The sequence below is a fragment of the Agrobacterium sp. CFBP 3001 genome (genome assembly GCF_027871605.1).
In the GTDB taxonomy this organism is placed as follows: Bacteria; Pseudomonadota; Alphaproteobacteria; order Rhizobiales; family Rhizobiaceae; genus Agrobacterium; species Agrobacterium leguminum.
Genome location: NZ_JAQAHD010000016.1, coordinates 94,333 through 114,860 on the forward strand (window position 1 = coordinate 94,333; position 20,528 = coordinate 114,860).

Consider the following 20,528-nt stretch of genomic DNA (forward strand, 5'->3'; position numbering starts at 1 on the left):
TCTCAAAAAATCTCAGTCCGGGCGCAGTGTCTCCAGCACTACGCCGTATTCCGGGGTGCCGCTTTGACATTCATCAAATTGACGCCCCTCTTTCAGCACGATGATGCGATCGGCAAATTCCGCCTCGCGGCGATTATGGGTGATCATCACGACAGTCTTTCGCTGCGCCCTCGCAAACAGCCGGGTGAGCACGTCGCGGGCGGTTTCGCCATCCAGCCCTTCCGTCACCTCGTCAAGAAGCCAGAGCGGCCGGTCGGCGAGCAGGAAACGGGCGAGCGCCAGCCGGCGCGACTGGCCGCCGGAAAGCCCCTGGCCCGCCTCGCCAAGCCTTGTCTCCAGCCCGGTCGGCAAAGATTTGACGTGTTCGGCAAGGCCCGCCGCCTCGAGCGCGTCCCATAACTCGGCCCCGGTTGCGGTGGGTTTCGCCAGCCGCAGATTGTCGGCGGTGCTGTCGCGGAAAAGCTGGCTTCGCTGCGTCATCAGGGTAGACGGCAGGGCGTTGACCGTGCCCGCAGCCGGCCGCAATTCACCCGCCAGAAGCTGGATGAGGCTTGTCTTGCCCGCACCGCTCTGGCCGATGATGGCAACCCGTTCCCCGGAGGCGATTGCAAGGTTGATATTCGTCAGGACCGGATTGTCGTTCCCTTCCCGCTCCAGACGCACGTTTTTTAGCTCTGCCGCCATGCCGTCGACCGGCGAGACGGGACAGCGGCCTTCAGACGTTGCCGAAAGACGCGGCGCAATGCGCCTTGCGGAAAACAGCGTGCGCCCAAGTTCCATCGCTCCACGACGCAGCGCCGTAAAAGGCTCCAGCGCGGCAAAACAGACGAGCAGCCCGAGAGCCGCGGTCGGCGCGTTCACCGCCCCCTGTTCCGCAAGCCAGGCCATGCCGAGAAGGGCGGCGCTCAAAAGAAGGGCCGCTGAAACACCGAAGGAAAAACCGGCACTGATTTCGATGCGGTTCAGGGTATCATCGCAGGCAGAGAGGTAGTCATCCGCCCGCTTTACCGCCGCGACCTGCGCGGAAAGGCGGCCGGTGGTCAAAAGCTCCGTCTGCCCGCTCACGAGATCGGCCGTGCGGGCCCGAAGGGCTTCCAGCCCGATTGCCCGGCGGCGCGAGAATGTTTCCGCCCGCAAGGCGGCGCGAACCGAAATTCCAAGCCCCGCCGCGACGAGGAAAACCGCCGCCAGAATGCCCGCCAGAGGATGGAGAAAAGCAAGCCCGAGGCCTGTCGCGATTGCGGCAAGGATCGCCACGGCAGCGGGAACCAGCACGCGCAGATAAAGCGAATCCAGCGCATCGATATCCGCCGTCAGCCGGTTCAGCAGGCGCGCAGGCCTCGCCTCCAGGGATTTCGCGGCCTGCGGCGCGGCAAAGCCGCGAAACAGCTTTTCCCGAAGTGCTGCAAGCACGGAAAGCGTGGCGTCATGGGTCGTCATGCGTTCGCCGTAACGGGCGGCGGTGCGCGCCAGCGCCAGAAGACGAATGGCGGCCGAAGGCGCAAAGACATCGAAGGCATAGGCAGTCGCCGGCAGAAGACCGGCAATTGCCGTTGCGGTGATGAACCAGCCGGAAACGCCGAGAAGGCCGATGCCAGCCAGCACCGTCGTTACCGCCAGAGCCGCGCCCGCCAGCAGCATGCCGCGCCGCGCCGACCAGAACAGGCCGATAATGGGTTTCAATATCGCAAAACGCGCGATCATGGCTGCCCCCTCGAATGGATCGCCGTCATATCCACGATCCTGTCCATGCGCGCCGCAAGCACCGGATCATGGGTCGCGACGATCAATGTCCTGCCATTTGCCAGTTGCAGCAGGTTTTCCGTGACAAGGGCAGCCGTTTCCCGGTCGAGATGGGCTGTCGGCTCATCGGCCAGAACAAGCTGCGTTGCGGGGTCTGCGAAAGCACGCGCAATGGCAAGCCGCACCGCCTCCCCGCCCGAGATTCCATATCCGCCATCGCCGATCTGCAGGCGCCGGCGCGCCTGCGACAAGCCATCGAGCCCGGTGCGGCACAGCGTCTCTTCCACGATGCCATCGCTGACAACCGAACGGCCGAAGCGAATATTCGCCTTTAGCGAACCGGCAAAAAAGAACGGCTTCTGGCTGACCCAGCCAATCGTCCTGCGCAGCCCATCCGCCGTCGCATTGTCGAGCTTGACGCCGCCGATCCTCATCGAGCCCTCTCCAGCCTCGGCCAGCCCGGCAATCAAGGAGAGTACAGTGGATTTGCCACAACCGGAAGGCCCAAGAATTGCTACCCGCTCACCCTGCTGAACGGTCAGGTTGAGATTTTGGATGACAGGTGGGTTGCTTGGATAAGCGAAGGAGAGATTGTCGATCTCCAGCAGGCCGGGCATCGGGGATGGGACAGACGCCACATCCGCGCCCTCACCCGCGATTGCCGCACCGCCGGCCGTCAATTTGCCGAGCGCATCAAGTGCGGCTTCACCGGCCGCGCGGTCGTGCCAGACAGCGGAGAGTTCCCGCAGCGGCTCGAAAAAGGCCGGTGCCAGAAGCAGGATGAAGAGGCCTTCGGCAAGTGTCAGCTTCTCGCCCCAGGCGCCGAAATCGAGAAAACCGAGCAGATGAAAACCGATATAGACGGCGGTCATGGCAACGCCGAGCGCTGCGAAAAGCTCCAGCACCGCCGAGGAGAGAAAGGCGATCCTGAGCACCGCCATCGTCCGCTTCTTCAGGTTCTGCGCATCGGTGCTGAGACGTTCCGCCGTCAGATCGACTGCTTTAAGCGTGCGGATCGTTTCCAGCCCGCGCAGGCGATCGAGCAGGAATGCATTCATATTGCCCGTCTCCGCAAGCTGCTTTTCGCTGGCGGCCTTGGCCTGCCAGCCGATGAGCGCCATGAAAAGCGGGATGGTTGGCATGGCGAGCAGCAGCACCAGTGCCGCAATCCAGGTAAAGGGCAGGATCGCCAGCACGAAAACCAGCGGCACGATGGTCGCCTTCATCCGCGCCGGCTGGAAACGGGAAAGATAAGGCACCAGCGCTTCCGCCGCCTCGGCCACGACGCCTGCCGCCTCACCGGAGGCGGTGCGCGACAGATCGAGCGGGGAAACCTTCGCCACGGCCTGCAGTGCTTCCAGCCGCCGCTGCGACAGCGCCGCACGAGCGGCACGAAACGACAGCCGCGCCGCGATCTTTTCCAGCCATGCCTTGATGAGGCCGAGGATGAGAACCGCGGCCGCAGCCGGCACGATCGCCATCATCGGCGCGCCATCGGCAATTCTTCCGACTGAAAAGGCAAGCAAACCTGCCTGCGGCAGCCAGAGCAAAGCCGCCAGCACATGCAGCAAGGCAACGGATTTTCCAACCGCCGGCACGCTTGTCATTTTCACCCGCCCGGCGGCTCTGTCGCGAGAGGTTTTGCGATTGGCATTGCTGAAGAAGCGCCGACGCGTCGCATCGGGCGAGACTCCAACCGGAGCGGGACAGGCTGCGCCGTCACCATCGGCCCCCTGGCGGATTTCCACGGACATGCTCACGGCCGATCTCCTCACCCATCCTTCTTCGTGCCACGGGGTCTGGCGAGGGAGACGATCTTGTCCTTGGCCTCCAGAAGCTTCGTAACCTTCGAACCGAGCGCCAGAAGCGAAGCCAGCCTTTCCGTCTCCAGCCGCTTCACATCGTCATACCAGCCGGTCAGTTGCTCGATCAGCGTCTTCATCTCGTCGATGCGCTTTTGCGCATGCCGCTCATCTTCGTTTTCCGGCGTTTCCATCAGAATTTCGCGTAGCACGCTGAGCGTGGGATCGATCTCGCGCTTCTTGCGCTCTTCGGCAAGGGTGCGGAGAATTTGCCAGACATCGTCAGGCGTCGTGAAAAAATCGCGCCGGTCGCCGGGAAAATGCTTGAGAATTGCAAGGTTCCACGCCTGCAACTCCTTCAGACTCATCGACACGTTGGAACGGGAGATGCCGAGCGCCTCCACAATCTCGTCCGCACACAATGGCTGCGGCGAAATATAAAGCAAAGCATAGACTTGGCCGACAGTGCGGTTGATGCCCCAGCGGCTGCCCATCTCACCGAAATGCAGCACGAAGGACTGAACGAGCGGGGACAAGTTGGTCGGCATTTTTACGTTTCCTGAATTTTCAGTAATTTCTGAAATTTCGATAACGCAAAAAACGACGAGCGGCAAATCACCTTTTTGACCTGCGTCAAAATGTGCAAATGGGCAGAGACGACGTCGGTAAAGACGGTCGTGGGTGCAGCCCGGAGCCAAATATGCGGCGATCGTGTTGGGGGGTATGACAGGCTGGAGCGTTTGCTGGCGTCCGTCACTTTCCCACCGTCATTCCGGCCTTGAGCCGGAATCCAGCCAGCCCAAGTCCTTGGGCTGAAAGGACTCTCTCGCCGCGCAGACGCGCGTCGACTAGATTCCGGCTCAAGGCCGGAATGACGTACCTAAAGCAGTTGATGATATCGATAACATCATCACGAGTCTCCACGGGCAAGAACCCGTCGAAAAAATCGGCGGCGGGATGACCCGCCGCCGATCAAAACGTCGGCGCATTCGCGCGTAGAAACCTTACTTACGAAAAAGCGATCTGCACCTTCATCGCACGGCTGCGGTCCGAGGCGAATTCGAAGGCCGAGATGGCGTCGGCGAGATCGACGGTCTGGGTGATGAACGGCTTGACGTCGATCAGGCCCTTGCGCATCAATTCGACCCCGGTGGCGAATTCCTCGTGGAAGCGGAAAGAGCCGCGCAGATCCAGTTCCTTGGCGGTGATCGCCATCATCGGCAGGCTCATATCGCCGCCAAGGCCGAGCTGGACGATGATGCCGCGCGGACGAAGCGCAGCAATACCCCCGGCAAGCGCCACCGCCGCACCCGAGCATTCATAAAGAACATCGAAGGTGCCCTTGTTCGCGCCGTAAGCGGCAAGTGCGTCGGGCTCATCCTTGCTGTTGATGACACGATCCGCACCGGCTTCACGCGCCTTGGCAAGCGTGAAATCGGAAAGATCTGTCGCGACAATCTCAGCCGCGCCGGCGCGGCGGGCCGCCAGAATGGACAGGATGCCGATCGGGCCGCAACCCGTGACGAGCACGCGTTTACCCAGCAAATCGCCAGCGCGGCGCGTGGCATGCAGCGTTACCGCCAGCGGCTCCGCCAAGGCCGCCTCGCCAGCGCTAAGCCCATCGGCCGGCACGCATTGCAGGGCGTCAGCCACCAGAACCTCACGGAAAGCGCCCTGAATATGCGGGAAAGGCATGGCGCTGCCATAAAAGCGCATGTTGAGGCACTGGTTGTGCAGGCCTTCCTGGCAGAAGCGGCAGGTTCGGCATGGGCGGGACGGCGAAACGGCAACCAGACCGCCCACCTTCAACCCTTCCACGCCCTCGCCCAGTTCTTCGATGACGGCGGAGACCTCATGGCCGAGCACCATGGGTTCACGAAGCCGCACCGCGCCGAAGCCGCCATGGTTGTAATAATGCAGATCGCTGCCGCAAATTCCGCCCCGGACCAGACGAAGCCGCACTTCTCCCGGTCCCGGCGCTTCCTCGGGCCGCTCCTCGATGCGCACATCCTTCGCCCCATGGGCAACAATCGCTCTCATAAATATCTCCCGTTCGACATCGCGCCAGAGCGGCGCGACAAAATAATCCGCATCCCTGTCACCGCCGCCTGCCGTGCATTTGCACGTCGTGCCGCCTCCCCACCCGCCCGATCCGTACCGAAACCGGGCGTTTAAGCCTTGACATCCACGTCTGAAAGGGATGAATGTTATCGATAACATAAACCTGTATGAATGCAATGTCGAGAGACTGGAGGAAACAGTGGGCCTTAAATTGTTCGATCTTTCCGGCCGCCGCGCCCTGATCACGGGTTCGTCCCAGGGCATCGGCTTCGCGCTGGCGCAAGGGCTGGCGGAAGCAGGAGCGGAAGTGGTGCTGAACGGGCGCGACGAGGCGAAGCTGAAAGCTGCCGCAGCCGGCATCAAGAGCGCGAAAACGCTTGCCTTCGACGCCACCGATCATGAAGCGGTGCGCAAGGCCATCGACGGTTTCGAGGCGGAAGTCGGTCCCATCGATATTCTGGTCAACAATGCCGGCATGCAGCACCGCACGCCGCTCGAGGATTTTCCGGCAGATGCCTTCGAGCGCCTGTTGCAGACCAACATCGCCTCGGTGTTCCATGCCGGACAGGCGGCCGCGCGCCACATGATCAGCCGCGGCCGTGGCAAGATCATCAACATCGCCAGCGTTCAGACCGCCCTTGCCCGCCCCGGCATCGCGCCCTACACCGCCACCAAGGGCGCCGTCGGCAACCTGACGAAAGGCATGGCGACGGACTGGGCCAAATACGGCCTGCAATGCAACGCCATCGCACCCGGTTATTTCGACACGCCGCTCAACGCGGCACTGGTGGCGGACGAGACCTTCTCGGCATGGCTTGAAAAGCGCACGCCCGCCGGTCGCTGGGGCAAGGTCGAAGAGCTTGTCGGCGCCTGCATCTTCCTGTCGTCCGATGCCTCATCCTTCGTGAACGGACATATTCTCTATGTCGACGGCGGCATCACCGCTTCGCTTTAAAAACACCGAAACCGGATGGCCGGCTGCGGCCGCCATCCGGTTTTGAACCGACGACACCACGACACTTTGGGAGGAGGCCGTGAACACCATGACCGAGAAGAACAAAGTCGCCCTCATCGGCGCCGGCGCCATGGGCGGGGCAATCGGCACACGGCTCATCGAGACCGGAAATCAGCTGACGGTTTTCGATCTGGATGCGGAAAAGGTGGCGGCGCTGACGAGCCTTGGCGCACAGAGCGCGGGTACGGCGGCGGAAGCGGCTTCGGTTTCCGATGTGGTCATCCTCAGCCTCAATTCGCCGAAAATCGTTCGCATCGCCGTCTTCGGCAAGGATGGCGTCGCGGCGGGGGCGAAGCCCGGCACGCTCATCATCGACATGTCCTCCATCGATCCGGAAGCGACGAAGGAACTGGCTGCCGATGCCGCGGAAAAAGGCCTGCGCTGGGTGGACAGCCCGCTTTCGGGCGGCGCGCCCAAGGCGCTCATCGGGCAATTGACGCTGATGGCCGGCGGCAGCGAAACGGATGTGGCCGATGCGCACCGCGTGCTGCGGCATGTGGCCAGCAATTACACTCATATGGGACCCTGCGGCGCGGGGCAGACGACGAAACTCATCAACCAGGTTCTGTGCGGGCTGAACTTCCTTGCGGTGGCGGAAGCAACGCAGCTGGCGCTGGATGCCGGCGTCGATGCCGCCAAAATCCCGCAGGCGCTGAAGGGCGGCCGCGCCGACAGCGCCATCCTGCAGGAATATATGCCGCGCTACGTGGCGAAGGATTACCGCCGCACCGGCCGCATCGACAATATGGTAAAAGACCTCAACGGCGCGCAGGATCTCGCCCGGCGCACCAACACTGCCATGCCGCTGACGGCGGTTTGCGCCGAGGTGCACCGCATGCTGACGGCGGCCGGGCTGGGTGGGGAGGATCAGGCCGCGCTGATGGAATATTTCACCGGCGCGAAACGCACCTTTCCCGACTGATTGCCCGGCAGACATGGATGGCAGGAGCCTGTTGATACAGCCCTTGCGGGCCCTTAACGGCCATTGCGAAATTGTCCTTCAGCGATGATGATCGGGCGAATCGGCACGGCAGCTGCCCCGATGACCGCAGACGCATGCATGCAAAGGACAATTTCCCGATGACACCCTCCACCACAGGCACGGGGATTGCCGGTCTGACCGTTTCTGGAAACGGTTTCACTGCCGAAATCGCTTACGAGGGCGCGACGCTTTTAAGCTGGCGGCCGGTCTCTGCCGATGGCGGCAAAAGTGAAAATCTTGTCGACGGATATTCGACGCCTGCCGAAATGCAGTCGCAAAATGGCGTGAGAAACGGCATTCTCGCCCCCTTTACCAATCGCATCCCGGATGGTCGGTTCAGTTTTGGCGGGCAGATGCACCACGTTGAACCGGTGCTTGCCCATGAAGCCCTCGTCTTCCACGGATTTGCCAGAGCCCTGCCCTTCGCACTTGCCGAGTCTTTCGAGGAAACCGGCGCTCACATTCTCGTCTTCCGCGCCGAAATAGAGCCTGCGGATTTCATGGGTTATCCCTATCGGCTTGCCATCGAGGTGGAATATCGTTTCGCCGGCCATGGGGTCACCATCGACATACGCGGCATCAATCGCGATGACCGGCCCCTGCCTTTCGCCGCCGGCTGGCATCCCTATTTCCGGCTGCCCGGCACCACGTCTATCGATGATCTTCTCCTCACGCTGCCCTCGCGAACGGCAATTGAAACAGACGAGGATCTGATCCCCCTGCAGGACCCACAGGGCGGGATGATCAAACGGGACGACACCCGCTTTCTCCATGCGCCGCTGGCCGGCCATGTGCTCGATGTCTGCTTCACCGACCTCATCGCATCCGAAAACGGGCTTTACGAGACGAGGCTGGAAAACCGGCACGACGGTTCGAGCCTGACGGTATGGCAGGAGCGCGGGCACATGCATGTCTTCACCGGCGATACGCTGGCCCGCGACAGGCGCCAATCCATCGCGCTCGAACCGGTGGAAACGCCGACCAACGCCTTCAACCAGCCGGAACTCGCGGATGCGATTGCGCTGCAACCGGGCGAGACGCGAAGCTTCCGCTTCGGAGTTCGTTTCGAGACGGGGCGCTGATCAAGGCTCGATGATCGCTCAGATATGTGTCGTCGGCAGCGAAGACGACAGCTTCACCGTTTCCATCGAGATATAGGCGGACATGTCGTAAAGCTCGACGCGGCGCAGGATCTGTTTGTAGATCGTGTCGTAATATTCAACATTCGGCAGCACGAGTTTCAGAATATAGTCGAAATTGCCGGTCAGCCGGTGAACCTCGACAATTTCCGGTATGGTGCTGACGGCGGCATGGAACCGGTCCAGCCAGTCCTCCGCATGCAGGCCGGTTCTCACCAGCAGGAAAACCGTGGTCGGCAGGTTGATCTTGCGCCGGTCGAGCAGCGCCATCGTACCCGTCACATAACCTTCCGCCCGCAACCGCGTAATGCGCCGCGAACAGGCGGACAGCGACAGCGACACTTCCTCCGCAATATCTGCAAGCGGCGTTTCTGCATTCTCCTGGAGAATCGCAAGGATTCGGCGGTCACGGTCATCAATCATCGGCGAAGGATGCACAGGTTAGCGCAACAGCGCAAGAAATTTGCGATCTTTAGTGAAAGAACGCCCTAATTTTGCATCTAGGCCATGAAATCCCTTCAAAAACGCATGCCGTTTTCGCCCAGAGGATGGCATTATTATTTCAATCAAACTTGATAAGGGAACTCTTATGAAACGGATCGGCCTGATTGGCGGCATGAGCTGGGAATCCACCGCAACCTATTACCGCATGATCAACGAGGCCGTGCGTGACAACCGCGGCGGGCTGGTTTCGGCCGACATCGTCATGCATTCGCTCGATTTTTCAGAGGTCGTCGCCCTTCAGAAGGCCGATCGCTGGGATGAGGCCGGTGCCCTTCTGGGCGCTGCCGGCGCGCGGCTTGCCAATGCGGGCGCCGATTGCGTGCTGATCTGCACCAACACCATGCATCTGGTCGCGGACACCGTGGAGAAGATGTCCGGCGTGGCGCTGATCGATATCATCGATGAAACCGCCGCAGCCCTGAAGGCGGATGGACGCCGCAAGCCGCTGCTGCTCGCCACCCGCTACACGATGGAACATGGTTTCTACACCGACCGCATGCGCCGCCACGGCGTCGAGGTGGTCGTGCCCGATGCGGAAGACCGGGCTGCAATCCACGACATCATCTTCGGTGAACTTTGCCAGGGCGAAATCAAGTCCTGCTCGCGAGAGCGTTATCTCGCGGTCATCGAGAAGGCCCGCGCACTCGGCGTCGATTCCGTCATTCTCGGCTGCACCGAGATTTCGCTGCTGATCGATCCCGATGCCCTGCCGCTGCCGGGTTACGATTCGACCGCCATTCACGCGAAGGCCGCCGTCGGTTTCGCCCTCGGAAACAAGGCCCTGAACAGAGCCGCATGAATGTGCCGCCTCTTTGCCTATTCCGGTAAGCCGGTCTGGCTCGACAGTCTGCTGATTGAGCCGGAAGCATCGCTGGTCAGCCAGTCCATGGCCGCAAGGGAAGCGAAAACCGTCGTCAATGGCGATGGCTGCGGTCTTGGCTGGTATGGCGAACGCGGAACGCCCGGCGTTTTTCGCGATACAAGGCCCGCCTGGTCCGACGCCAATCTGGCGGCGCTTTGCCACCAGCTCCGCTCGGGCATGTTCATGGCCCATGTCCGCTCCGCCACGTCAGGCGAAGTGTCCCGCGCCAACTGCCATCCCTTTGCGCATGGGCGATACCTGTTCATGCATAACGGCCAGATCGGCGGTTACGAGCAGATCAGGCGCGACATCGATTCCCTCATCCCCGACGATATCTATGCGTCGCGACGCGGCACCGGCGACAGCGAAGCGATCTTCCTCATCGCCGCCGGGCATGGCCTCGATACCGAGCCGGTTCGCGCCATTTCCACCGCGCTGCAGCTTTGCCAGGAAAAGATGATGGCGGCAGGTGTTTCTTCCGCACTGCGATTCAGCGCCGTTCTTATGGATGGCGATTGCCTGCATGCCTTCCGCTGGTCGAGCGACGACAAGCCGCCGACACTCTACTGGCGCGGGCTCGATGACGGCATCGCATTGAGTTCCGAACCCTTTTCCTTCGATTGCGCGCCCTGGTGCGCCGTTCCCCCGAATACCAGAGTGACGATCCGCGCCGGGGAGATGGCGATGGAGCCTTTTCTCCTGCCGTAAACAGCGCCAATGGCGATGATCGCAGCCGGTTTTTACACCCGCGCCGCCACAGTTCGGCGCGGCGGCAGCGCTGCCCTGTTTATTTTCATTGAATTTTCGCAACCGCGAAGGCTAGTGTGTGATCCGATAGTTCGAAACAGATTTCAGGACCGGTGAACCATTTTAGAAGTATTGCAGCCTCTTCCCCTTTTCCGAGCGATGCCCGGCATCGCAAGGACCAAGAAAATTCGCTGAAGAACGGCGCAGACAGGGCGATCAATGCCTTCGGCGATCCTTGGGGCGCCGAGAAAAACACTTATTTTTCATTGCGCTAAGCTGTTCAATTTTCCGAAAAAATTGCTGTTGCCACGCCTCCATATCGATGCATAAACTGGCATCAGCAAAGGCAAGCCGGATCAACCTCTCAGACCCTCTCCTCCCACCAAGGTGCTGACCGACCAATGATCAATAATCTTAACGCCGCCGATCTTCCCCGTCCCGCCCCGCGCAGTTCCAACCCGGAAATCATGGCGTCGGAAATCATCGAACGCCTCACCTACCGTATCGGCAAGGACGTCAAGGTTGCCAAGCCGCATGACTGGCTGACCGCAACCATTCTCGTCGTGCGCGACCGCATCATCGACAAGTGGATGGAATCCACCCGCAAGGCCTATGCCAATAATTCCAAGCGCGTTTATTATCTGTCGCTCGAATTCCTGATCGGCCGCCTGATGCGCGACGCCATCTCCAATATCGGCCTGATGCACGAAATCCGCGATGCCCTGTCCTCGCTCGGCGTCGATCTGGATGTCATCGCCGGGCTGGAGCCGGATGCGGCGCTCGGCAATGGCGGCCTCGGCCGGCTTGCGGCCTGTTTCATGGAATCCATGGCGACCGTCGACATTCCCGCCTATGGCTACGGCATCCGTTACGTGCATGGCCTCTTCCGCCAGCAGATGGCGGATGGCTGGCAGGTGGAACTGCCGGAAACCTGGCTGGCGCACGGCAACCCCTGGGAATTCGAGCGCCGCGAAAGCTCCTATGAGGTCGGCTTCGGCGGCTCGGTGGAAACCATCGGCGGTTATGAAGATCCACAGCGTTTCGTCTGGAAACCGGCCGAACGCGTGATCGCCATGGCTTACGATACGCCGGTCGTCGGCTGGCGCGGCACCCGCGTCAATACGCTCCGCCTGTGGTCGGCGCAGCCTATCGACCCCATTCTGCTGGCCGCCTTCAATGCCGGCGACCATATCGGCGCCTTGCGCGAAAGCAACAAGGCGGAAAGCCTGACGCGGGTTCTCTACCCCGCCGATGCGACGCCGGCCGGTCAGGAACTGCGCCTGCGGCAGGAGTTCTTCTTCTCCTCCGCCTCGCTGCAGGACATTCTGCGCCGCCATTTGCAGCAATATCCCGATTTCACCTCGCTGCCCGAGAAGGTCTCGATCCAGCTCAACGATACGCATCCGGCCATTTCCATCGCCGAAATGATGCGTCTTCTGTGCGATGTGCACGGTCTGGAATTCGAGGAAGCGTGGAAGATCACGCAGGGCACGTTCTCCTATACCAACCACACGCTTCTGCCGGAGGCGCTGGAAAGCTGGCCGGTGCCGCTGCTCGAGCGTCTTCTGCCAAGACATATGCAGATCGTCTATGCGATAAACGCCAACACGCTGGTTTACGCCCGCAAGGAAAAGAAGATGGCGGATCAGCAGATCCGTTCGATCTCACTGATCGATGAAGGCGGCGAACGCCGCGTGCGCATGGGCAACCTCGCCTTCATCGGCTCGCATTCCATCAACGGCGTTTCCGCCCTTCATACAGACCTGATGAAGGAAACGGTCTTTGCCGACCTTCACAGCCTTTATCCTGACCGTATCAACAACAAGACCAATGGCATCACACCGCGCCGCTGGCTGATGCAGTGCAATCCGGGCCTCACCAGCCTGCTGCGCGAAGCAATCGGCGACGATTTCCTCGACGATGCGGAAAAGCTGACAGCACTTGACCGTTTCGCCGACGATGCCGGGTTCCGCGAGAAGTTTGCCGAGGTAAAGCGTCTGAACAAGGTGCGGCTTGCCAATACGGTGGCGCAGCGCATGGGCATCCGCGTCGATCCCTCGGCCATGTTCGACATCCAGATCAAGCGTATCCATGAATATAAGCGTCAGCTTCTGAACCTCGTGGAAACGGTCGCGCTTTACGATCAGATCCGTTCTCACCCGGAACTGGATTGGGTGCCGCGCGTTAAGTTCTTCGCAGGCAAGGCGGCGCCGAGTTATCACAACGCGAAGCTGATCATAAAGCTTGCCAACGATATTGCCCGGGTCATCAACAACGATCCGGCCGTGCGCGGGCTTCTGAAAGTGGTATTTGTTCCGAACTATAACGTCTCGCTTGCGGAAATCATGGTTCCCGCCGCCGACCTTTCCGAACAGATATCGACGGCCGGCATGGAAGCTTCCGGCACCGGCAACATGAAATTCGCACTCAACGGCGCGCTCACCATCGGCACGCTCGATGGCGCCAACGTCGAAATGCGCGATCATGTCGGCGCGGAGAATATCGTCATCTTCGGAATGACGGCGGATGAAGTGGCCAAGGCGCGCGCCGAAGGCCACAATCCCCGCGCGATTATCGAAGGATCGGCCGAGCTGTCGCAGGCGCTGTCTTCCATCGCCTCCGGCGTGTTCTCGCCGGATGACCGCTCCCGTTTCGCCGGCCTGATCGACGGTATCTACAACAGCGACTGGTTCATGGTCGCCGCCGACTTCGACGCCTATGCCAATGCGCAGCGGGAAGTGGACGCGATCTGGAGCGATCCGGACAGCTGGTATGCCAAGACAGTGCGCAACACGGCGCGTATGGGCTGGTTCTCGTCCGACCGGACAATCCGCCAATATGCCACCGAGATCTGGAGAGCCTGATGAAAAAACCGCTCAATTCGGCCGAAGAGAAAAAGACTGGCGACATCACGAAGGCTGAAATCGAGGCGATCAAGAGCGGTTTGCATTCCAATCCCTTTGCCCTTCTCGGCGTTCACGAAACGCCGGAAGGGTTTTCCGCCCGCTGTTTCATTCCCGGCGCCGAGGAGGTTTCCGTCCTGACGCTGGACGGAAATTTCGTGGGCGAATTGAAGCGGCTCGATCCGGATGGCTTTTTCGAAGGCCGCATCGATCTTTCGAAGCGGCAGCCTGTGCGGTATCGCGCCAGCCGCGACGATGCCGAATGGGCGGTGACCGACCCTTACAGTTTCGGCCCGGTTCTCGGCCCCATGGACGATTATTTCGTCCGCGAAGGATCGCATCTGCGGCTCTTCGACAGGATGGGCGCACATCCGCTGAAGCTCGAGGGCGTCGAAGGTTTCCACTTCGCCGTCTGGGCTCCCAATGCGCGGCGTGTTTCCGTCGTCGGCGATTTCAACAATTGGGATGGCCGCCGGCATGTCATGCGGTTCCGCAAGGATACCGGCATCTGGGAAATCTTCGCGCCTGACGTCTATGCCGGCTGTGCCTACAAGTTCGAAATCCTCGGCGCAAACGGCGAGCTTCTGCCGTTGAAGGCAGACCCCTATGCGCGGCGCGCCGAGTTGCGGCCTAAGAACGCCTCCGTCACCGCGCCGGAACTCACCCAGAAATGGGAAGATCAGGCCCACCGGGAACATTGGGCGCAGGTGGACCAGCGCCGCCAGCCGATCAGCATTTACGAAGTGCATGCCGGCTCCTGGCGGCGGCGCGAGGACGGCACGTTCCTGAGCTGGGACGAACTGGCCGCCCAGCTCATTCCCTATTGCACGGATATGGGCTTCACCCATATCGAGTTCCTGCCCATCACCGAACATCCCTATGACCCTTCCTGGGGTTACCAGACGACCGGGCTTTATGCGCCGTCCGCCCGTTTCGGCGATCCGGAGGGCTTTGCGCGTTTCGTCAATGGCGCTCACAAGGTCGGCATCGGCATCTTGCTCGATTGGGTTCCGGCGCATTTTCCAACCGACGAGCACGGCTTGCGCTGGTTCGACGGAACGGCGCTTTACGAACATGCCGATCCGCGTCAGGGTTTTCACCCCGACTGGAACACGGCCATCTATAATTTCGGCCGCATCGAGGTGATGTCCTACCTCATCAACAATGCGCTTTATTGGGCCGAAAAATTCCATCTCGACGGCCTGCGCGTGGATGCGGTCGCCTCGATGCTCTATCTCGATTATTCCCGCAAGGAAGGCGAGTGGATCCCCAATGAATATGGCGGGCGGGAAAATCTCGAATCCGTCCGCTTCCTGCAGAAGATGAATTCCCTCGTCTACGGCACCCATCCGGGTGTCATGACCATTGCCGAGGAATCCACCTCCTGGCCGAAAGTGTCGCAGCCGGTCCACGAGGGCGGCCTCGGCTTCGGCTTCAAATGGAATATGGGCTTCATGCACGACACGCTGAGTTATTTCTCGCGCGAGCCGGTGCATCGCAAGTTCCACCATCAGGAGCTGACCTTCGGCCTGCTTTACGCCTTCAGCGAAAATTTCGTGCTGCCGCTTTCCCATGACGAGGTGGTGCACGGCAAGGGATCGCTGATCGCCAAGATGTCCGGCGACGACTGGCAGAAATTCGCCAATCTGCGGTCCTATTACGCCTTCATGTGGGGCTATCCCGGCAAGAAGCTGCTGTTCATGGGGCAGGAATTCGCACAATGGAGCGAATGGAGCGAAAAGGGCTCGCTCGACTGGAACCTGCGCCAATATCCGATGCATGAGGGCATGCGCCGCCTCGTGCGCGATCTCAACCTCACCTACCGTTCAAAACCCGCTTTGCACGCCCGCGACTGCGAACCGGAAGGTTTCCGCTGGCTTGTGGTTGATGACCACGACAATTCCGTCTTCGCCTGGCTGCGCATGGCGCCGGGTGAAAAGCCGGTGGCGGTCATCTGCAATCTCACGCCGGTCTATCGGGAAAACTATTATGTGCCGCTTCCGCTTGCGGGGCGGTGGAGGGAGATTCTCAACACCGACGCCGAAATTTATGGCGGCAGCGGCAAGGGAAATGGCGGACGCGTTCAGGCGGTCGATGCCGGCGGCGATATCGGGGCGATGCTCGTCCTGCCGCCACTCGCAACGATCATGCTCGAGCCGGAAAACTGACAGACAGAGAGGGAGGACACCATGTCGGAAAAAAGAGTTCAGCCTTTGGCACGCGATGCAATGGCCTATGTCCTCGCAGGCGGCAGAGGAAGCCGCCTGAAGGAGCTGACGGACCGCCGGGCAAAACCCGCCGTCTATTTCGGCGGCAAGGCGCGCATCATCGATTTTGCGCTCTCCAACGCGCTCAATTCCGGCATTCGCCGCATCGGCGTCGCCACGCAATACAAGGCGCACTCGCTCATCCGCCACCTGCAGCGCGGCTGGGACTTCTTCCGCCCTGAACGTAACGAAAGCTTCGATATCCTGCCGGCCTCCCAGCGCGTTTCCGAAACGCAATGGTATGAAGGCACGGCCGACGCCGTCTACCAGAACATCGACATCATCGAGCCCTATGCGCCGGAATATATGGTCATCCTCGCCGGCGACCACATTTACAAAATGGATTACGAATACATGCTGCAGCAGCATGTCGATTCCGGTGCGGACGTGACGATCGGCTGCCTTGAAGTGCCGCGCATGGAAGCGACCGGCTTCGGCGTGATGCATGTGAATGAAAAAGACGAAATCATCGACTTCATCGAAAAACCGGCCGATCCGCCGGGCATTCCGGGCAATGAAGGATTCGCGCTCGCCTCCATGGGCATCTATGTCTTCCACACGAAATTCCTGATGGAAGCCCTGCGCCGCGACGCCGCCGACCCGACTTCCAGCCGCGACTTCGGCAAGGACATCATTCCCTATATCGTCGAACACGGCAAAGCCGTCGCCCATCGCTTCGCCGATAGTTGCGTTCGTTCGGATTTCGAGCATGGCCCTTACTGGCGCGATGTCGGCACCATCGACGCCTATTGGCAGGCCAATATCGACCTGACGGATGTGGTGCCGGACCTCGATATCTACGACAAGTCCTGGCCGATCTGGACCTATGCGGAAATCACCCCGCCGGCGAAATTCGTGCACGATGACGAGAATCGCCGCGGCTCGGCCGTGTCTTCGGTCGTCTCCGGCGATTGCATCATTTCCGGCGCCTCCCTGCAACGCAGCCTGCTGTTTACCGGGGTGCGCGCTAATTCATACTCCCGCCTTGAGAATGCCGTAGTACTGCCGAGTGTGAAGATCGGGCGTCACGCCCAGCTCAGCAATGTCGTCATCGACCATGGCGTGGTCATTCCGGAAGGACTGATTGTTGGAGAAGACCCAGAACTGGATGCCAAACGTTTCCGCCGCACCGAAAACGGCATTTGCCTTATCACCCAATCGATGATCGACAAGCTGGACCTGTAGAGCCCATGAATGTCCTTTCGGTTTCATCCGAAATCTATCCCCTGATCAAGACCGGAGGGCTCGCCGACGTTGCCGGCGCGCTCCCCATAGCGCTGGAAGCCCATGGCGTCACGACGCGCACATTGATACCCGGATATCCGGCGGTGAAAGCCGCCGTGACGGACCCCGTCAAATGTTTCGAATTTACCGATCTGCTCGGCGAAAAAGCCGATGTGCTCGAAGTGCGGCATGAGGGGCTCGACCTCCTCATTCTCGATGCGCCGGCCTATTACGAGCGCTCAGGCGGCCCTTATCTCGACCAGACCGGCAAGGATTACCCTGACAACTGGAAGCGTTTCGCGGCGTTGTCGCTGGCTGCGGCCCGCATTGCCGCCGGCGCGCTTCCCGGCTGGCGGCCGGATATGGTGCATGCCCACGACTGGCAGGCCGCCATGGCGCCGGTCTATATGCGTTATGCCGAAACGCCCGAGATTCCGAGCCTTCTCACCATCCACAACATCGCTTTTCAGGGCCAGTTCGGTGCGAATATCTTCAGCAAGCTTGCATTGCCCGCCCATGCCTTCGGCATGGAGGGCATCGAATATTACAACGATGTGAGCTTCCTGAAGGGCGGGCTGCAGACGGCAACGGCGCTCAGCACCGTCAGCCCGTCATATGCCGAGGAAATCCTCACCCCGCAATTCGGCATGGGCCTGCACGGCGTCATCGGCAGCCGCGCCCATGTGCTGCACGGCATCGTCAACGGCATCGATGCCGATGTCTGGAACCCGGCGACGGACCATCTGATCCACGACAATTATTCGGTCGCCAATCTCAAGAACCGCGCGCTGAACAAGAAGGCGGTCGCCGAACATTTCCGCATCGACGATGATGACAGCCCGCTTTTCTGCATCATCTCCCGCCTCACCTGGCAGAAGGGCATCGACCTCATGGCGGAAGCCGTGGACGAGATCGTTTCCCTCGGCGGCCGTCTGGTGGTGCTTGGCGCCGGCGAAGTGGCGCTGGAAGGCGCGCTTCTGGCGGCGGCATCCCGCCACCATGGCCGCGTCGGCGTTGCTGTCGGTTATAACGAGCCGCTGTCGCATCTGATGCAGGCAGGCTGCGATGCGATCATCATTCCCTCGCGTTTCGAACCCTGCGGCCTCACCCAGCTTTATGCGCTGCGCTATGGCTGCATTCCGGTCGTCGCCCGCACCGGCGGCCTTGCCGACACGGTGATCGACGCCAACCATGCCGCCATCGCCAATAAATCGGCGACCGGCGTGCAGTTTTCACCCGTTACGCTCGATGGTCTGAAACAGGCGATCCGCCGGACCGTCCGTTATTACCACGACCCGAAACTATGGACACAAATGCAGAAACTCGGAATGAAATCCGATGTTTCCTGGGAAAAGAGCGCCGGTCTTTACGCCGCGCTTTACAGCCAGCTTATTTCGAAAGGCCATTGAAACAATGATCAAGACCGTTCAGACGAAGCCCTATCAGGACCAGAAGCCGGGCACATCCGGCCTACGCAAGAAGGTGCCAGTCTTCGCCCAGGAAAATTACGCCGAGAATTTCATCCAGTCGATCTTCGACGCGCTTGAGGGCTTTCAGGGCCAGACGCTGGTGATCGGCGGCGATGGCCGTTATTACAACCGCGAAGTCATCCAGAAAGCGATCAAGATGGCCGCCGCTGCCGGCTTCGGCAAGGTTCTGGTCGGTCAGGGCGGCATTCTCTCCACACCTGCCGCCTCCAACGTCATCCGCAAATACAAGGCGTTTGGCGGCATCGTGCTTTCCGCCAGCCACAATCCCGGCGGCCCGAACGAAGATTTCGGCATCAAATACAATATCGGCAATGGCGGCCCCGCACCGGAAAAGATCACCGATGCGATCTATGCCCGCTCGAAGGTCATCGACAGCTACAAGATTTCCGACGCCGCCGATATCGATCTCGACAAGGTGGGCAGCTTCAAGGTGGACGAACTGACGGTCGAGGTGATCGATCCGGTTGCCGATTACGCCGCCCTGATGGAAGAACTGTTCGATTTCGCCGCCATCCGTGCGCTGATCGCCGGCGGCTTCAAGGTCGTGGTCGATTCCATGAGCGCCGTCACCGGTCCCTATGCTGTGGAAATCATCGAAAAGCGCCTCGGCGCGCCGAAGGGCTCCGTCCGCAACGCAACGCCGCTGCCGGATTTCGGCGGCCATCATCCCGACCCGAACCTTGTCCACGCCAAGGAGCTTTATGACGACGTCATGAGCCCGGAAGGCCCCGATTTCGGCGCGGCCTCCGATGGCGATGGCGACCGCAACATGGTGGTCGGCAAGGGCATGTTCGTCACCCCGTCCGACAGCCTCGCCATCATTGCGGCCAATGCCAAACTGGCCCCGGGTTATGCCGCCGGCATTTCCGGCATTGCCCGTTCGATGCCGACGAGTGCGGCAGCGGACCGCGTGGCCGAAAAGCTTGGCCTTGGCATGTATGAAACGCCGACCGGCTGGAAATTTTTCGGCAACCTCATGGATGCCGGCAAGGTGACGATCTGCGGCGAAGAAAGCTTCGGCACCGGCTCCAACCATGTGCGTGAAAAGGACGGCCTGTGGGCCGTGCTCTACTGGCTGAACATTGTCGCCGCGCGCAAGGAAAGCGTGAAGGACATCGTCACAAAGCACTGGGCCGAATATGGCCGCAACTATTATTCCCGCCATGACTACGAGGAAGTGGATTCGGACGCCGCCAACACGCTGGTCGCCACCCTGCGCGAAAAACTCGCCACGCTTCCCGGCACCAGCTACGGCAATCTGAAGGTCGCGGCGGCGGATGATTTTGCCTATCACGATCCGGTCGATCAGTCGGTCAGCAAAAATCAGGGCATCCGCATCCTGTTCGAAGGCGGCTCACGCATCGTGCTGCGCCTTTCCGGCACGGGTACTGCGGGCGCCACACTTCGCCTTTATGTCGAGCGTTACGAGGCGGATGCGGCCCGTCACGGCATCGAAACGCAGGAGGCGCTTGCCGACCTGATTTCCGTTGCCGATACGATCGCCGGCATCAAGGCCCATACCGGCCGTAGCGAGCCGAGCGTTATTACCTGAGGTTTTGTTCAGTTGCATCCGCCGTTGCTGCTGGAGAGGCGCAGAATCGAAAAGACGGGAGGCGGCCACAAGGCCGTCTGAGAGTAGTAACAGACCTCTCTCCAAACTCGACGTCATCCTCGGCCTTGTCCCACTGCTGTCCGGTTTAAATTTGGTGGACATGGCGCACGGTGTTGATTCTACTCGTATTCGAGCGTTTGGCGACGATCTCGGACACGAAAGAGGAGCAACACCGTG

15 protein-coding genes are annotated in these 20,528 nt (G+C 60.7%); 10 read left to right on the forward strand and 5 right to left on the reverse strand.

Annotation, left to right across the window (positions count from 1 at the left end; all coding sequences use genetic code 11):
* Window positions 1-12: 12 nt before the first annotated feature.
* From cydC to PH605_RS18965, 4 genes are all read right to left on the reverse strand, one after another.
* Complete coding sequence (cydC, locus tag PH605_RS18950; protein WP_142845716.1) at window positions 13-1,704, reverse strand: thiol reductant ABC exporter subunit CydC; 1,692 nt, start codon at window positions 1,702-1,704, stop codon at window positions 13-15.
* Window positions 1,701-3,497, reverse strand: coding sequence for a thiol reductant ABC exporter subunit CydD (cydD, locus tag PH605_RS18955; RefSeq protein WP_142845724.1), 1,797 nt, complete (start codon window positions 3,495-3,497; stop codon window positions 1,701-1,703). The genes cydC and cydD overlap by 4 nt, the downstream gene beginning before the upstream one ends.
* Window positions 3,498-3,514: 17 nt before the next feature.
* Window positions 3,515-4,093, reverse strand: a complete 579-nt coding sequence (locus PH605_RS18960) for a GbsR/MarR family transcriptional regulator (protein WP_142845717.1) — start codon at window positions 4,091-4,093, stop codon at window positions 3,515-3,517.
* A 460-nt stretch (window positions 4,094-4,553) separates the two neighbouring features.
* The gene (locus PH605_RS18965) at window positions 4,554-5,585 is read right to left on the reverse strand and encodes an L-idonate 5-dehydrogenase (RefSeq protein WP_125146829.1); all 1,032 of its coding nucleotides are present in this window, start codon (window positions 5,583-5,585) and stop codon (window positions 4,554-4,556) included.
* A gap of 220 nt (window positions 5,586-5,805) precedes the next feature.
* On the opposite strand from PH605_RS18965, the gene PH605_RS18970 reads away from it, so the two are divergent.
* From PH605_RS18970 to PH605_RS18980, 3 genes are all read left to right on the forward strand, one after another.
* A complete protein-coding gene (locus PH605_RS18970; RefSeq protein ID WP_080858185.1) occupies window positions 5,806-6,561 on the forward strand; it encodes an SDR family oxidoreductase in 756 nt (251 codons plus the stop codon).
* Window positions 6,562-6,649: 88 nt separating this feature from the next.
* Window positions 6,650-7,543 (forward strand): NAD(P)-dependent oxidoreductase, encoded by an 894-nt coding sequence (locus PH605_RS18975; RefSeq protein ID WP_078052615.1) that lies wholly within the window; start codon window positions 6,650-6,652, stop codon window positions 7,541-7,543.
* A 158-nt stretch (window positions 7,544-7,701) separates the two neighbouring features.
* Window positions 7,702-8,685 (forward strand): aldose 1-epimerase, encoded by a 984-nt coding sequence (locus tag PH605_RS18980; RefSeq protein ID WP_142845718.1) that lies wholly within the window; start codon window positions 7,702-7,704, stop codon window positions 8,683-8,685.
* An 18-nt stretch (window positions 8,686-8,703) separates the two neighbouring features.
* Here the strand turns inward: PH605_RS18980 and PH605_RS18985 are convergent, their stop codons facing one another.
* A complete protein-coding gene (locus PH605_RS18985; protein WP_003522155.1) occupies window positions 8,704-9,165 on the reverse strand; it encodes an Lrp/AsnC family transcriptional regulator in 462 nt (153 codons plus the stop codon).
* Between the two features lie 166 nt (window positions 9,166-9,331).
* On the opposite strand from PH605_RS18985, the gene PH605_RS18990 reads away from it, so the two are divergent.
* The 7 genes from PH605_RS18990 to PH605_RS19020 all read left to right on the forward strand — a co-directional run bounded on the left by PH605_RS18990 (window position 9,332) and on the right by PH605_RS19020 (window position 20,291).
* Window positions 9,332-10,045 (forward strand): aspartate/glutamate racemase family protein, encoded by a 714-nt coding sequence (locus tag PH605_RS18990; protein ID WP_065657370.1) that lies wholly within the window; start codon window positions 9,332-9,334, stop codon window positions 10,043-10,045.
* Window positions 10,046-10,816 carry a class II glutamine amidotransferase gene (locus tag PH605_RS18995; protein WP_078052614.1) on the forward strand — a complete coding sequence of 257 codons (771 nt, stop codon included), beginning with the start codon at window positions 10,046-10,048 and terminating at the stop codon, window positions 10,814-10,816.
* A gap of 440 nt (window positions 10,817-11,256) precedes the next feature.
* Window positions 11,257-13,719 (forward strand): glycogen/starch/alpha-glucan phosphorylase, encoded by a 2,463-nt coding sequence (locus tag PH605_RS19000; protein WP_003522152.1) that lies wholly within the window; start codon window positions 11,257-11,259, stop codon window positions 13,717-13,719.
* Window positions 13,719-15,926, forward strand: coding sequence for a 1,4-alpha-glucan branching protein GlgB (gene glgB / locus PH605_RS19005; RefSeq protein ID WP_142845719.1), 2,208 nt, complete (start codon window positions 13,719-13,721; stop codon window positions 15,924-15,926). Before PH605_RS19000 ends, glgB begins: the two co-directional genes overlap by 1 nt.
* A 21-nt stretch (window positions 15,927-15,947) precedes the next feature.
* Complete coding sequence (glgC, locus tag PH605_RS19010; RefSeq protein ID WP_003522150.1) at window positions 15,948-17,210, forward strand: glucose-1-phosphate adenylyltransferase; 1,263 nt, start codon at window positions 15,948-15,950, stop codon at window positions 17,208-17,210.
* A 5-nt stretch (window positions 17,211-17,215) separates the two neighbouring features.
* On the forward strand, window positions 17,216-18,658 hold the full coding sequence (gene glgA, locus PH605_RS19015; protein WP_142845720.1) for a glycogen synthase GlgA: 1,443 nt from the start codon (window positions 17,216-17,218) through the stop codon (window positions 18,656-18,658).
* A 4-nt stretch (window positions 18,659-18,662) separates the two neighbouring features.
* Window positions 18,663-20,291, forward strand: a complete 1,629-nt coding sequence (locus tag PH605_RS19020) for an alpha-D-glucose phosphate-specific phosphoglucomutase (protein WP_078052610.1) — start codon at window positions 18,663-18,665, stop codon at window positions 20,289-20,291.
* The last annotated feature ends 237 nt before the right edge of the window (window positions 20,292-20,528 follow it).

Coding starts and splice junctions, on each gene's coding strand:
- cydC (WP_142845716.1), bottom strand. CDS start 1,704: ATGATCGCGCGTTTTGCGATATTGAAACCCATTATCGGCCTGTTCTGG.
- cydD (WP_142845724.1), bottom strand. CDS start 3,497: ATGTCCGTGGAAATCCGCCAGGGGGCCGATGGTGACGGCGCAGCCTGT.
- PH605_RS18960 (WP_142845717.1), bottom strand. CDS start 4,093: ATGCCGACCAACTTGTCCCCGCTCGTTCAGTCCTTCGTGCTGCATTTC.
- PH605_RS18965 (WP_125146829.1), bottom strand. CDS start 5,585: ATGAGAGCGATTGTTGCCCATGGGGCGAAGGATGTGCGCATCGAGGAG.
- PH605_RS18975 (WP_078052615.1), top strand. CDS start 6,650: ATGACCGAGAAGAACAAAGTCGCCCTCATCGGCGCCGGCGCCATGGGC.
- PH605_RS18980 (WP_142845718.1), top strand. CDS start 7,702: ATGACACCCTCCACCACAGGCACGGGGATTGCCGGTCTGACCGTTTCT.
- PH605_RS18985 (WP_003522155.1), bottom strand. CDS start 9,165: ATGATTGATGACCGTGACCGCCGAATCCTTGCGATTCTCCAGGAGAAT.
- PH605_RS18990 (WP_065657370.1), top strand. CDS start 9,332: ATGAAACGGATCGGCCTGATTGGCGGCATGAGCTGGGAATCCACCGCA.
- PH605_RS18995 (WP_078052614.1), top strand. CDS start 10,046: ATGTGCCGCCTCTTTGCCTATTCCGGTAAGCCGGTCTGGCTCGACAGT.
- PH605_RS19000 (WP_003522152.1), top strand. CDS start 11,257: ATGATCAATAATCTTAACGCCGCCGATCTTCCCCGTCCCGCCCCGCGC.
- glgB (WP_142845719.1), top strand. CDS start 13,719: ATGAAAAAACCGCTCAATTCGGCCGAAGAGAAAAAGACTGGCGACATC.
- glgC (WP_003522150.1), top strand. CDS start 15,948: ATGTCGGAAAAAAGAGTTCAGCCTTTGGCACGCGATGCAATGGCCTAT.
- glgA (WP_142845720.1), top strand. CDS start 17,216: ATGAATGTCCTTTCGGTTTCATCCGAAATCTATCCCCTGATCAAGACC.
- PH605_RS19020 (WP_078052610.1), top strand. CDS start 18,663: ATGATCAAGACCGTTCAGACGAAGCCCTATCAGGACCAGAAGCCGGGC.